Below are 13981 nucleotides of genomic sequence, written 5' to 3'. Positions count from 1 at the left end.
TTTGTTCAATTCTTAGGAGAAACTGTGCCTACTACGCCAGACAGTCTTTCATCTGGTACGAACACACCCTCGCGCGACGAGGTCGCCTCCATCGTCGACCACACTCTTCTCAAACCTGAATCAACGCATCACGACGTCGACGAGCTTATCCACGAGGCTATTGAACTCGGGACGTATTCCATCTGTGTCTCCCCGTCGATGCTTCCCATCACCGTTCCCGACGAACTCCATGTGGCAGCGGTTTGTGGCTTTCCTTCCGGAGCCCACGCCAGTGAGATCAAAGCCGAAGAAGCCCGCCTGGCAGTTAACAATGGCGCAGATGAAATCGACATGGTCATCAACCTGGCGGCAGCAGCCGAAGGCGACTGGGCCACCGTCGAAAAGGACATTCGTGCGGTCCGGGATGCCGTTCCCTCGCCCACTGTTCTTAAAGTCATCCTAGAAACTGCTCTTCTTTCCGACGACGCTATTGTTGCCGCATGTAACGCTGCGAAAAATGCAGGCGCGGATTTCGTCAAGACGTCGACGGGTTTCCACCCGAGTGGCGGTGCGAGCGTTCACGCCATTCGCCTCATGCGCGAGACCGTCGGGCCTGACATGGGAGTTAAGGCGTCTGGCGGAATTCGAACAGCAGAAAAAGCACTGGAGATGATTGCTGCGGGGGCAAACCGCCTAGGGCTTTCTGGAACACGAGCCGTTCTGGATGGCCTCGCAGACTCCTCTGAAAGTGACGACTCTACACGTGACGATATCCTCGCCCGCGCGGAAAAATGGGCTGACAACGATGTTGATTCCACAGACGCTGAAACGATCCGTGAACTCATCAAAACACGGAACATCGACGAATTAGCCGCACGCTTCTCTGGACCACTGCAATTCGGAACTGCTGGTTTACGTGGAGAAATCGGCGCCGGAGAATCACGGATGAACCGGTCCGTCGTCATCAAAGCCACTGCAGGACTCGTATCGTATTTAACCGAATCCATCGGATCCGCGCCCGTCGTCGTTATTGGCCATGATGCTCGCCACGGCTCGGCAGAATTCGCTACCGATGCGGCTGAGGTTATTAATGCTGCCGGGGGCCATGCGCTACGTTTACCGAGCCATTTTCCTACCCCGTTACTCGCGTTCGCGGTTCGGCATTTGAAGGCTGATGCCGGCATTATGGTCACCGCTTCTCACAATCCACCGCGGGATAATGGGTACAAGGTCTATCTAGGTGGACGCATGACCGATCAGTGGGGCAACGGTGTACAAATCGTTCCGCCAGACGACAGCAATATTGCTAACGCAATCGCACAAACGGGCCCGGCGAAGGATATCCCGCGTTCGTCAGAAGGCATTACCTTCCTTGGCGAGGAAGTACGAGAAGCCTACCTCGAAGCTCTCGAGACAGAAACCGAACCATTCCGCACGGCGGAAACCGCCAGCAAGGGCGATGACTCCCCCACATCCAACGAATCCCACAGTTCGTTCCACAGTGATATTTCCATCACCCTCACTGCAATGCATGGCGTTGGGGCCGAAACCGCCACAAAAGCGCTCAACAAAGCAGGGTTCACCAATATCACCCTCGTCAAGGAACAAGCTGAACCAGATCCGGACTTCCCCACCGTCTCATTCCCCAACCCGGAAGAGAAGGGAGCCCTGGATCTCGCTCTCAGCAACGCTCAACGTAGCCATGCTGACGTCGTGATAGCTCTGGACCCCGACGCTGATCGGTGCTCCGTCGCCATTCCTACAAAGACCCGCGACGCCACTGGGAGCGATGGACCATCGACGGAACCGACATATCGCCAACTGACTGGTGACCAAATCGGTGGTCTGCTCGGTGATTTCGTCGCACGTACAAAGTTGCGTCCGGTTCACCAGAGTTCAGGCTCGGATGCAGACGCAGCCTCAGGGGATACTACCGCTGAGACGTCGGATTCAGTCTTTGCCAACTCCATCGTCTCGTCTCGCTTACTGGGAGCTATTGCAAGAAAATACGGCCTCAATTACGGCCCTACCTTGACGGGCTTCAAATGGATCGGGCGTACCCCGGACTTGGCGTTCGGTTACGAAGAAGCGATTGGCTACTGCACCTATCCGAATATTGTCAGGGACAAAGATGGGGTGTCGGCAGCCGTTACCGTCGCTTACCTCGTCGATTCTCTCCATCGAGAAGGCAAAACGGTAGACGATCGTCTCACAGAGATTGCTCGCGACAACGGCGTCTACGCCACAACTCAGGCCGCGTTCCGGGTTGAGAACCGCCAACGAATCGTCGATGGCATGTCCAAGCTAAGGACAACCCCGCCGGCTGAATTTGCGGGATCGCCCATCACGGAATCCGCGGACCTCGCGAACGGTTACCACGGTTTACCGGGAACAGATGGTGTCCTGTTCCTCACGGAGGACAACACACGCGTCATCTGTCGGCCTTCCGGGACTGAGCCCAAGCTCAAGTGTTATCTCGAGGTAGTCTTACCCGTCGATGCGGACGCGACCGCAACTGAAATCATGGCACTACAGACTAAAGCTCAGGCAAAGCTCGAGCAGGTCCGGGCAGAAATAACCGTAGCGACCGGGTTCTAAGCACCCGCCTGAATGAAGGCCTTTGTGGGTTTCCGGTACCCACTGACAATAGGTTTCGCACCGATTGTTTAATCAATCGGTGCAATCCTGTGCATGTCGTATAACTCTATAACCCGGATACTTTTTGGAGACTTTTGGCTATAAAGAATCCCCAGCTAGAGGCTTAAACGCTGTTCTAGCTGGGGCTTTAGTGCGCCATCAGGGACTCGAACCCCGAACCCGCTGATTAAGAGTCAGCTGCTCTGCCAGTTGAGCTAATGGCGCAGAAAACAACGATCACCTTGGTGATAAACGTCGCATTGTTGCAATACAAGAACCGGGTAAATCCGCGGTGTTGCAACGAGAAAAAACTATAGCAATCTCTCTCGAAACCAACAAATGTCCAGCTCACTAGGATATAAAACGACACCGAACAATCGTCGGCAACAAAATTCATACCGGCTATGTAGCCCGTCTCGCTCGTGGGAAACTCAACAGACCGATCAATTACAATTATGAGCCCCACCCAGAGTGTTTGAGCAACCACATTGAATTCCACACAAAGCGTTATGGAGTCGTTCAAGGATTGTTCCCAAGTTGTTACCGCGCAAACACCCCGATTCTTCACAACGTCGCTTAAAGTTCTCTAGTACGATAAGAATCAACTTTATGGACACATCACTGAAGGCGAGTGATCCAGAAGGTGTAACGCGAGGACCCCTCGCTGATATATCGTGTATGAACGGCTGCACACACGCAGCGAATGACGAATGTGTAAGGGTGGAAAATGCCACAACGTAGGTTCATGCGTAGCAAGCACGCACGCATGATCATTTCCGCTTTGGTGGTCACCGGAGTGATCGGAGTATCGGGCTGCACACTCCAAAAGGTTGAAAGCGGAAGTACGTCCAACAGAGCGAAAACCTCTGAGATGAAAGAGGACGCCAAGCCTGTTGCCAGTGTCTCCGACGGCGATACCGATGTTTCGGTCATTGATCCCGTCACCGTTAAGGCTGGCAGTAAGCTATCTGACGTCTCACTCACCTCTTCGGATGGGACAGAAGTTAAAGGTCAATCAGAAAACGACGGAAAGTCGTGGAAAACTGACGAGGACCTCGGCTACGGCAAGACCTATACCTTGACCGCCACGGCCAAAGACAAGAAGCTTAATTCGACGTTCACGACGGTGTCTCCAACCTATCCAATGTCGCCAACCGTCACCCCTGGTGATGGCATGAAGGTCGGCGTTGGACAGCCCTTGAGTATCGACTTCGGCGACTACGTCACCAACAAGAAGAAGATCGAAGACAACGTTGAAGTCACCACAGAACCCCACGTCGACGGGTCCTTCTATTGGGTGAACGAACGTCTCCTGCGTTGGCGCCCCAAGGATTACTGGCAGCCGGGCACAAAGGTCACCGTCAAAACCAAGCTCTACGGAAAAGACCTCGGCGAAGGCTCCTATGTCAACGACGATGTCAGCTCCAGCTTCACGATCGGTGATCAGATTATTGCCACTGCCGACGACAACACCAAAGAAATGGTTGTCAAGAAGAACGGCGAAGTCGTGAAGACGATGCCCATCTCCATGGGGTCGGCTTCCTACCCCACTCCGAACGGCGTGTACTTCTTGGGAGACCACAACCCCTCCATGATCATGGACTCCTCGACGTTCGGTCTGCCGACCACCGCGGCCGGCGGATACCGCAGCACGGTGAACTACGCGACCCAGATGTCGTTCTCCGGCATCTACGTCCACTCGGCACCGTGGTCGATCGCGCAACAGGGAAATACGAATGTTTCCCACGGTTGCTTGAACGTCAGCCCCGAGAACGCGAAGTGGTTCCTCGAGAACACCACCATTGGTGACATCGTCGAGGTAAAGAACACGCAAGGTGGACAGCTTTCTGGCACCGATGGACTCGGCGACTGGAACATTCCTTACGACAAGATCGTGGAAAGCGGTAAGAACGGGACAGTAGTCCAGTAATTACCCAGTGCCCTTCACCCTAAAGATGGCCGACAGCTACGCCCCCTAGCTGCCGGCCATCATTGCATTCGTAGGCCGTTCGGACAGCGCCGTGCACAGACACAGCCCTCACGGGGAGGGCATGCCCACCCACGAGACGCATTCACCCACGAGCGAACTAGTGCGCCCCAGAGGTGCCGTCGAAAAGATGACGAAGGACCTGAACAACCCCCGCCTCCGTATTAGCCGGAGCCCAATAATTAGCTTCCTCCATGATCGTGGGATGCGCATTCTCCATTGCGAACGAGTACTGCCCCTCGGCAATCATTTCGCGATCATTGAGATAATCACCAAACACTGCAGTCTGCTCGCGAGTAACCCCCAGAGCCTCTTGTAACCGACGCAGCGCCACTCCCTTATTCACGCTGCTATCCATAACATCGATCCAATGTTGGCCGGACACTACCGGCCGATAACGTTCATCGAGCGACCCAAAGATGCTTCCAACCGCGGCCTCGGCATCGTCGAAATCGTAAATAGCGAATTTGAGGAAATCATCCTCAACATCGGCGACATCGGGGACGACGTCTAACGATGCGTAGTATTTACGCGCTTCGGCCAGAAAAGCATCGTCGTCCCTGTCGACATACGCACCGTCTGCAGCGCACATGACCAGACCCAGGTTTCGCCCGTCATTTACTCCCCGGCGGACAGCATGGATAACTTCGTGGGCAATCGCTTCTGGAATAACGCTCTGCCACACTCTCTCACCCGAATGGATGACAAGGTTCCCGTTTTCAGCGATGAAGTCGTTCGTCCGTGGCAGAGACACCTCTTCGTGGGACCCTTCGACGTCTTCCACGTCGTCCACGCCTGTCACACCACTATCGGCCGGCTGAAACATCGTGGTCAACGTCGCTAATTGACGCCCACTAGCTGGCACAAACGTGACATTGTGCTCGGTTAACAGCCTATAAACCTCCCAAAATTCCTCGGGAAGGTGCGAATCGCCATCCAACAAGGTGCCATCCATATCGCACACAATGAGGCGAATATCGAGCTCACGGGGATCTATATCCCTCCACATAATTCCGCGATGCTGCATAATCCACAGCTTACGGAAAGGCTATGTCGCCGTGTCACCGCGGCCCACATCATCGGGCGGACTTTGTCACTGAGGCGAACTACACTGACAGCCGGGAAGAAACCACATCAACTAACGACGAGCAGTACACGTAGGAGAGCAGCAATAATGACAGAATCCAACAAATCAAACACCACCAAACCAGCAGCACACAAACCTGAGGACTCGAAGCTGGACCGCATTGTATGGATCGACTGCGAGATGACCGGCCTTGATCCGAGCACACACGTCCTTGTAGAAATCGCCGCCATCGTTACCGACGCAAACCTCAATATCCTTGACGAGGGCCTCGATATTGTCATTCACGCCACTGATGACGAGCTGGCGAAGATGGACGATTTTGTTACCCAGATGCACACCAAGAACGGCCTCACTGATGAAATCCGCAAGTCCACTGTGTCCGTGGGTGAGGCAGAAAACGAGGTTCTCGATTACGTCAAGAAGTGGGTCAACGCGCCACGGACAGCGCCGCTAGCCGGTAACTCCATCGCTAGTGACCGGAAGTTCATTGCGGCTTACATGCCGAAGCTGGACGAGTTTTTGCACTACCGCATGATTGACGTCAGCTCCATTAAAGAACTCGCCCACCGCTGGTACCCCAAGGTGTATCAGAACCAGCCCAAGAAGGGACTGGCCCACAGAGCATTAGTCGACATAAAAGAGTCGATCAGAGAACTGGACTACTACCGCCGGGCAGTCTTCATCACAGATGATCAGGGGACCGACGAACGAATCACATCAGCCGCAGATGAGGCCTCTCGACGGTACCCGATTTAGCAGTTCAGGGCGTGATTTGGGAACTGCCCACCATCTGTTCTAGTATTTACAGCGCTGCGCAGCGTTCTTGCAAGAACAGCGTCGCAGCAATGGTGACTGTAGTTCAGCTGGTAGAGCACCAGGTTGTGATCCTGGGTGTCGCGGGTTCGAGCCCCGTCAGTCACCCCAACTAGTCCCTCCAGTACTTCGGTGTTGGGGGGACTTCCGCCATTCCGGCGCCACTCTTAAATAAGAATCTCGCTGCTCTTCATAACAAAACCGCACTCCATGAAGAAGTGCGGTTAGTGCGAATCTGCTAAAAGGGCTAATTGCTCCGGTGAGCCGACAGGAGCTTCTGGATTTCCTTAATCTCCTTGGACTGCTTCCTCTTGCTCCGCATTGTCAGCAGAACCACACCAGCCACGGCGACGCCGATACCGATGAGAACCTTTTGAACCTTCGGGTCCTGAATAAGCGACGTTGCCTTCTCTTTGGCGTCGTCGGCAATCGCATTCGGGTTGGCCCGATCTGCGAGCTCATCGAGGGTGCTGGCTAATTGGTTACGAGTACGTTCAAGATCACTCTGGATTGCATCAATGCTGCGAGCCACAGGGTCTCCTTAATCCGGTCACGGATGCTAGTCCCACGGGCATTACATAGCCCACGAAATAGCACTTTTCTGCTCTTACTCTACGGTAATGGACAACCACAATGCACGACTAACCAGGGTGAGCCGACACCGAAATTTCGCAAAACAGAAAACTGCTCGTTCGCCCGTCGAGACCAAGACGAAGCCTCCGAGAAAAGCCCCCATGCTGCATCCAGTCGGGGTGCACGCCCTCCCCCATGAGATGGATCGGCCCCGCGCATTCACTTCCGGGTACCCTCAAAAGCTATGAGTGGTTCAAAGTCACATACACAGCCATCGGCCGAGCAGAACTCGTCGGCACCCCGTCGGCTAGAGAAAGGCGATCCTGCCCCGCAGTTTTCGTTGACCTCAGACGCGCAAACGCAGGTGTCGCTGTCGGATTATTCGGGCAAGAAAGTGCTGGTCTACTTCTATCCCCGCGCGAACACACCCGGGTGCACTAAGGAAGCATGCGATTTCCGCGACAATCTGTCTGTGCTTGCCGACGCGGGAATTGACGTCGTCGGTATTTCCCCCGATTCTCCAGAGAAGCTCACGAAATTCAAAGAGAAGTACGAGCTTCCCTTCCCCTTGCTCTCGGATCCCGACAAAGAAGTTATGAAAGCATGGGGCGCGTTCGGGGAGAAGAAGAATTACGGCAAACTTATCCACGGTGTCATCCGCTCCACCTTCGTCGTCGGTGAGGATCAGACCATTGAATTGGCCAAGTACAACGTCCGAGCTACCGGCCATGTTGTGCGCATCCTCAAAGATCTCGGCCTGAGCGGTAAATAGTTTGTGACGGTATCCGACCCAAGTGCCTTATCCTACGAGTATCGTTATCTCCCGAGCCCCACTACTCCACGAGCCCGGCGCGGCGAAGCCATTTAGTCATCATTACCGTCGAAGCGCTCCTCAGGGCTGGTCCTTTGTTAGCCGCGTCGCTCCGTAGAGACACAATGTCAACACCATGAGCGCGCAGGTCGCTCGTGTGCCCGATCAACCACTTTTCGACGGAAGACGAGTCGAATTCCGGGTGGAATTGGAGCCCCAGGGCCCAGGTGCCAATGGCGAAGGCCTGATTGGGATATCCAGGCGTATTGGCGAGGTTTACTGCGCCCGGAGGCGTCGAAAAGCAATCGCCGTGCCAGTGGAGGACGTCGACGCCCGCAAGCGTTTTCATGGGCGACTGAGCGCCATCCTCGGTGACGTTGAGGGGCGAAAACCCGATCTCCATGGCGCCGGGTGAACCGCCTAATCCACTCCCCGCGGGCTTAACCGCGCCTCCCGCAGCTAGCGCCATTAGTTGAGCGCCCAGGCAGATTCCGATGATCGGCGACTCCTGCGACATCCGTCGCTTGATCGTGCTTTCTTCGTCGGCAAGAAATGGGTACAGCTCTTTATCGTGAACACCGATGGGGCCACCGAGAACAATCAGTAAAGCTGCATTCATGACCCGGTTTTCATCAAGAGGATCGGCGCCCATGTCGACATAAGCAACGCAAAAGCCCAGTTGAGAGAAGGTTTCTTCCCAAGTTCCCAGGTCCTCAAACGCTAAATGTCGAAAAACGAGAACCTCGCGTCGTGATGCACCCTGACTGGGGTTATCGTGACCTGACTGTAATTGTTCCGAACCTTTATGTATTTTATGACCCTGTAACGGATCTTTCTGAGGATCGGCGCTGGTACATTTGCCGGGCTGTGGATGAGAGTTCTGGGCGGAGGCCGTATTCATGTGCTTATTCTAACCGCGAAACGCTCTACTCTGGAGTGCTTAGCGTGGCTGGAACGCTTAGCGTGACATATGCACACGTGACGGATCCACTTAATAGATGAAGAACGCGAATCGGAGATTATGATAATGGAAATTAATGCCTACTCCACTCTCACGGAATACAGTGAGCCACGGGTGGCATCTAGCCCTGTACAAAGCCAGGGTTTGCCCCATATCAATCCCACTAATTCTTCATCTGATTATCCGGCTAGCTTCGAAAGCTCGGAGACCACCGAATCCCCCTCGGCCACATCAGAGGGGCAGGATTCGAGCGATGCCACAGAAAATCCAAAGCAGTCGAGCACTCTCGATTATGAAGCGCTAAATACTTTTAGCGCTCACATTCACGAACTCTATGAATACATTTTTTCTCGTTTTAATGTCAGTGCGGGAAGTGGACAATTCCCTCAGGAAGCTTTAGATCTTCTGGAACACTTACGGTCGACGCAATGGCATTACAGTTTCGAAGCCAATGCATCTGATCCGTCTACTTATCGTCAGCTTTTGCAGTGGTCGGCTCAAAACAACGCCGTGCTCCTCATGGAAGACGGGATGTTTATTGACCCCGCCGGACAACCGTTGCTTCCCACGCCCAGTGTCACGACTTTAGGCCACCCGCCCATCATTGATTCTGCGCAGAAGCGGTTTACAACGATCCAGCACCAGATTCGCGACAATATCGGCGTCGATATTCCCGACACGTTCACGCCTGTGCGCGCTCCGGAAGAACTCGCGATTAAACCTGCGGAAGATATTCAGCTACGCGCTATTGCCCTGTGCATGGTTGCGGATTACGCGGATTCCGTTCTACGCGGCGATCCGATTGATCCCGCACTTATGGAGGAAACGTCCCCGGAAGGCTTTGCCGCACGAACTAAAGAAGAGAAGAAGCTTTTCGAGACCGCGGATCCGGGGCTTGCAGAAAAGCTGTCCTGGCGAAGTGAAGCCGTCGGGGCACTGACCTGGGCACTCGGTAGGTATGAACTGCCCTCGGCTTTCACCGGGGAACCAACCGACGGTGCAGAAGCATTCCCCACTGCCTTGGACATGGATGAGACCCCGACTGTCCGCGATATCGACGAACTGCTCGACGCACAACAGACGTACCGGAGCCTCATGGCGGCCGCCCGGCGCGGAATGGTCAGGGGCACGAACTTTGACCCCAACAGCGGCATTGAGCGTCTATGGGCCCTCAACTGGCTGCTCGACGGACACACCTTGGAGTGGGACACCACCGACGTATCGGTGTAGCGGTTGCGGTCGAGCGTGCGTCGGCCGTCGTGAGATTCACGACCTGGAACACCCCGTTCTGAAAACTAAAATACCCCTCACCTGCGCAAACAGGGAGGGGTTTCGTGCACTTGGGGGGACTTGAACCCCCACGTCAAAAGACACTGGAACCTAAATCCAGCGCGTCTGCCAATTCCGCCACAAGCGCAAAACACATGAACATCCGAACCAATCAACCACAGCACCACACGGCGCACCAGCTGTTTGAGAATTCGGAGATACGGGCCGACTAAATGACCCGAACATGCGCGACGTAATACTAGCTGACAGCACCAGCCAATGGAAACCTCCAGTACAAACACCACTCACACCCTGGCACAGCAACGGGTAGACTGTGGCACGTGAGTACAGAGGACAAAGCCGACCGCGTGCACGGGGACGATGCCCTGACCAGTGCAGACGGAGGACAGCAAGAGGTGCAGCCTCAGCACACGATGCCGTCCGTTCGGGTTCGCATTGTTCAAATCATTTTTCTCATCGCAGCAGTGGCCGCAACTTTATTCCTAGCCCACTGGCAATGGGACCGGTACACGTCGGACTCGGGTACCGCGCAGAATCTTGGCTATGTTTTGCAATGGCCGGCAATTGGAGCCTTTTTCATTATCGCGTATCGTAAGTATCTTCAGTACGAACGTGAACTCGCGGGAGGTAATGCCGAACCCGGCGCGAGGCGTGAAACCTCACGTTCTCGCCGTAAAGAGTCATCGCGCAAAGGAGCGACGGACACAGCCTCCCGCGAGAACGATGTTCCTATGCGGGAGATACCTGAGGATTTCTTGCCTCAGCGATCCCGCCCCCAGCCTGAGCAAACCCCGGAGAACCCCAGAAAAACTCATTAAACGTAGGCATGCAGGAATTCCACTATGACTAACAACACCCCTGTGAATGACGCACAGTCGACTGGTGCGCCCAATAACGATGCACGCCAAGCCGATACACATCCATCCGACGCGAATCGCGCACCCAATCAACGGCGACGCGACACACCGCGAATCAATCCCGCTCGGCAGGCGCGAGTCGCTTCCGCACTTAAACGCTACTCAGTGGCCGCCTACGTCACAGGTGTGTGGCTACTTCTCCTCTGCGTGGAGATGGTTTTCGACCACCTGATTCTTGATAATCCCCCCGACTGGTTCATGTATATCGGCATGGCCCACGGTTTTTTCTTCATGGTATACCTCATCATGACGCTGGACCTCGGAACGAAAGCGCGGTGGAAGCCCATCAAATGGCTCACCACATGCTTAGCGGGAACCATCCCCTTCCTCTCCTTCGTGGTGGAGGCACGTCGTCGGCACGAAGTCCAGAAGGCATTCAACCTCTCGTAGCACCGCCAGCGCCTACATATCCCCTATTGATCGCAAAATCGGCACCAGCTGGGCCAAGGCGCGCCCTCGGTGTGATTGGGCATCCTTCTCTTCAGCAGATAGTTCGGCAGAGGTTCGCGGCGCAACACGCGGGCGTCGGTTCTTCCCCGAGTGATCTGACTGATTAACACCTTCGCCATCCTCATCACCCGCATCCCTCGGGGAATGTTGAATCTGGGCGCGGGTGTCTTCCTCCTCGGGAACAAAAATCGGATCGTAACCGAAGCCATTAGTGCCCCGAGGCTCGCGAATAATACGGCCCCGCCACTGGCCGCGAACAACGAATTCGCCAGATTCAGCAGGAGCCGAGAGAGAAACACCCTCACTGAACTTTTGTAGCGAAGGAACCGTCAGGCCTGCCGCCTTCGCCCGAGGCATTCGGCTCTCCGGAATAACTAAGGCGCATACCGAAACGAACGCAGCCCCACGTCGTTCATCGGGGACATCATTCATCTGTCCCAAAACCAGGTTCGTGTTGGCATCATCATCGCCATGCTTACCTGACCACCGAGCCGAGAGCACCCCGGGCATGCCATTGAGCTCGTCGATAGCCAAGCCGGAATCGTCGGCAATCGATACCAAATTAGTGTGCTTGGCAGCTTCTCTAGCCTTCAACAGGGCATTATCACCGAACGTCCGGCCGGTCTCTGGGGCCTCAGGATACTCAACGACATCTTTCAAGCTGAGCAACTCAATCCCAGCAACATGCCGCATATCCAGAACCCTTTGGAGCTCCCTCAGTTTCTTAGCATTCCGACTGGCAACAAGGACCTGCACATTTCCTCCTCGTCCTGGGTTAAGCACTCGTCCTTTAGCAAGCACCCATCCTCTGTTACGCGTTCTTCGTTAAGCGTTCTTCCGGTTCGGCAAAGGTTTCGGATACGGCTTCGACAGAGCTTCCTTCTGAGCACGAATCAGCTCTGAACATCCCTTTTCCGCCGCATCCATAAACTGCATCAAATGCTCACGAGAAAATGTGCTGTGTTCACCCGTACCCTGGATCTCCACGAACTCGCCCGATTCCGTCATCACGACGTTCATATCGACCTCCGCGCGCGAGTCCTCCTCATACGGCAGATCCAGGCACACATGCCCGTCGATAAGACCGACGGACACTGCAGCAACAGGAGGAAGCAAGGCATTCTGAGACACCAGGCCCTCCGCTTCCAGGTATGTCAACGCATCGGCGAGAGCAACATATGCGCCGGTAATAGAGGCAGTACGCGTACCACCATCCGCCTGAAGGACATCGCAATCCAACGCAATGGTGTTCTCCCCCAGCGCTTTCAAATCGATTGCAGCTCGAAGCGAACGCCCCACCAGACGGGAAATCTCATGCGTCCGCCCCTTGACCTTTCCCCGCATTGACTCGCGCGGCATCCGCTCCGCCGTCGCCGAGGGAAGCATCGAATACTCGGCCGTTAACCACCCTTCACCGCTGTCCTTTTTAAAACGAGGCACGCGGTCCTCCACCGAGGCAGTACACATCACCCGCGTGTTTCCGAATTCCACTAAGACAGAACCAGCGGGATTCGTCGTAAAGCCACGAACAATACGGACAGGACGCATTTCATCAAGGGCACGGCCATCAGCGCGTACAAAATCACTCATGGTCCCCACCCTACCGGTCCCCCCGGACACGACTGCTAAAACTCGTAGGTCTTCTTCGGGGTGGCTACATCGATCTCGCCCGAAAAATGATCGTGAGCAGCACCAACAGTGGCCAGCGCATCAATCCATGGCGGGATGTGAGTCAAAATCAACCGCTTCACACCAGCCCGCGTCGCAGTCATCGCTGCCTCCGGGCCACTCATATGCATGTCAGGTGCAGCATCCTCCGACGACACTCCCCATGACGCCTCACACAAGAGCGTGTGCGCACCCTTGGCCAAGTCGACCAGCTGATCGCAGTAGACGGTGTCCGCAGAAAACACCAAGGTGTGGCCGGTTCCCCGCTCAACCGCCCGCAGCGCGTACGTCTCCGTCGGGTGAATGACGCGCACCGGCGTGAAATCAAAAGCCCCCACCGACTGAACAACACCCTCGCGCCAACTATGGATGACGAAGCTATCGGAGAAATCGTCCACGTCACCTGGTGCGTCGGCACTGGCTAAGCCCAAATGCTTAGCAGAGAAATCCGGACCGACGAAGGTATGTTTGGACTTCGCTGCTAATTGGGGATGGAACCGACGCCACACCAGCAGCGACGGAAAGTCTAGGCAGTGGTCAGCATGCAGGTGGGTAAAGACGATATGCGCTCGACCAGGGTCGGTGACCTGCGGGAGAACCCCCATCGCCCCGGGCCCCAGATCCATGATGACAGGATCCGACCCATCGTCCGGCGTCAACAAATAACTCGATGCCGGAGACTGCGGACCAGCGAGGCTTCCTGAAGAACCGATAATCGTCAACCGCATGTGTTTATAGTGCCAGACCAGCACACATCATGGCGATTAAAGCTGCAATTTTGCGCGCTTTTGTCTCGATCATCACTCCA

General features: G+C 55.2%; 13 protein-coding genes and 3 tRNA genes. 8 read left to right on the top strand and 8 right to left on the bottom strand.

All coding sequences use genetic code 11. From position 1 onward, the window contains the following. The first annotated feature begins 24 nt into the window (after positions 1-24). Complete coding sequence (gene deoC / locus JMN36_RS10840) at positions 25-2577, top strand: deoxyribose-phosphate aldolase (RefSeq protein WP_221923626.1); 2553 nt, start codon at positions 25-27, stop codon at positions 2575-2577. A gap of 191 nt (positions 2578-2768) precedes the next feature. Here the strand turns inward: deoC and JMN36_RS00245 are convergent. After that, positions 2769-2841, bottom strand: a tRNA-Lys gene (locus JMN36_RS00245). Between the two features lie 502 nt (positions 2842-3343). On the opposite strand from JMN36_RS00245, the gene JMN36_RS00240 reads away from it, so the two are divergent. Further along, positions 3344-4546, top strand: a complete 1203-nt coding sequence (locus tag JMN36_RS00240) for a L,D-transpeptidase (protein WP_046202588.1) — start codon at positions 3344-3346, stop codon at positions 4544-4546. Positions 4547-4703: 157 nt separating this feature from the next. Here JMN36_RS00240 and JMN36_RS00235 read toward each other — a convergent pair whose 3' ends face one another. Then, positions 4704-5630, bottom strand: coding sequence for a Cof-type HAD-IIB family hydrolase (locus tag JMN36_RS00235; RefSeq protein ID WP_204087259.1), 927 nt, complete (start codon positions 5628-5630; stop codon positions 4704-4706). Positions 5631-5777: 147 nt separating this feature from the next. Between JMN36_RS00235 and orn the strand changes: the two genes are divergently transcribed. Further along, a complete protein-coding gene (gene orn, locus JMN36_RS00230) occupies positions 5778-6446 on the top strand; it encodes an oligoribonuclease (protein ID WP_204087260.1) in 669 nt (222 codons plus the stop codon). Positions 6447-6538: 92 nt separating this feature from the next. Continuing rightward, positions 6539-6614 (top strand) — tRNA-His (locus tag JMN36_RS00225). A gap of 136 nt (positions 6615-6750) precedes the next feature. On the opposite strand, the gene JMN36_RS00220 is transcribed toward JMN36_RS00225, so the two are convergent. Next, on the bottom strand, positions 6751-7035 hold the full coding sequence (locus tag JMN36_RS00220) for a DUF3618 domain-containing protein (RefSeq protein ID WP_012732020.1): 285 nt from the start codon (positions 7033-7035) through the stop codon (positions 6751-6753). A 285-nt stretch (positions 7036-7320) separates the two neighbouring features. On the opposite strand from JMN36_RS00220, the gene bcp reads away from it, so the two are divergent. Then, the gene (gene bcp / locus JMN36_RS00215; RefSeq protein ID WP_012732021.1) at positions 7321-7848 is read left to right on the top strand and encodes a thioredoxin-dependent thiol peroxidase; all 528 of its coding nucleotides are present in this window, start codon (positions 7321-7323) and stop codon (positions 7846-7848) included. 61 nt (positions 7849-7909) lie between these two features. Here bcp and JMN36_RS00210 read toward each other — a convergent pair whose 3' ends face one another. After that, positions 7910-8788, bottom strand: coding sequence for a glutamine amidotransferase (locus JMN36_RS00210; RefSeq protein WP_204087261.1), 879 nt, complete (start codon positions 8786-8788; stop codon positions 7910-7912). 126 nt (positions 8789-8914) lie between these two features. On the opposite strand from JMN36_RS00210, the gene JMN36_RS00205 reads away from it, so the two are divergent. Further along, positions 8915-10078 (top strand): DUF4272 domain-containing protein, encoded by a 1164-nt coding sequence (locus tag JMN36_RS00205; RefSeq protein WP_221923625.1) that lies wholly within the window; start codon positions 8915-8917, stop codon positions 10076-10078. A 105-nt stretch (positions 10079-10183) separates the two neighbouring features. Here JMN36_RS00205 and JMN36_RS00200 read toward each other — a convergent pair. Further along, a tRNA-Leu gene (locus tag JMN36_RS00200) sits at positions 10184-10265 on the bottom strand. Positions 10266-10458: 193 nt separating this feature from the next. Between JMN36_RS00200 and JMN36_RS00195 the strand changes: the two genes are divergently transcribed. Then, positions 10459-10956 carry a hypothetical protein gene (locus tag JMN36_RS00195; protein WP_422387124.1) on the top strand — a complete coding sequence of 166 codons (498 nt, stop codon included), beginning with the start codon at positions 10459-10461 and terminating at the stop codon, positions 10954-10956. 153 nt (positions 10957-11109) lie between these two features. Continuing rightward, on the top strand, positions 11110-11445 hold the full coding sequence (locus JMN36_RS00190; protein WP_041629460.1) for a DUF3817 domain-containing protein: 336 nt from the start codon (positions 11110-11112) through the stop codon (positions 11443-11445). Positions 11446-11457: 12 nt separating this feature from the next. Here the strand turns inward: JMN36_RS00190 and JMN36_RS00185 are convergent, their stop codons facing one another. From JMN36_RS00185 to JMN36_RS00175, 3 genes are read right to left on the bottom strand one after another with little or no spacing between them, the layout of a single operon-like run. Continuing rightward, positions 11458-12288 (bottom strand): non-canonical purine NTP pyrophosphatase, encoded by an 831-nt coding sequence (locus tag JMN36_RS00185; protein ID WP_328145536.1) that lies wholly within the window; start codon positions 12286-12288, stop codon positions 11458-11460. A gap of 42 nt (positions 12289-12330) precedes the next feature. Next, positions 12331-13095 (bottom strand): ribonuclease PH, encoded by a 765-nt coding sequence (gene rph / locus JMN36_RS00180; RefSeq protein WP_204087313.1) that lies wholly within the window; start codon positions 13093-13095, stop codon positions 12331-12333. Positions 13096-13130: 35 nt separating this feature from the next. Then, positions 13131-13901, bottom strand: coding sequence for an MBL fold metallo-hydrolase (locus tag JMN36_RS00175; RefSeq protein ID WP_221923624.1), 771 nt, complete (start codon positions 13899-13901; stop codon positions 13131-13133). Between the last annotated feature and the right edge of the window lie 80 nt (positions 13902-13981).

This window comes from Corynebacterium pseudokroppenstedtii, from assembly GCF_019754945.1.
Classification (GTDB): Bacteria; Actinomycetota; Actinomycetes; order Mycobacteriales; family Mycobacteriaceae; genus Corynebacterium; species Corynebacterium pseudokroppenstedtii.
The sequence above is the reverse complement of the archived record's forward strand: the minus strand, read 5'-3'. Positions and strand labels throughout refer to the sequence as shown.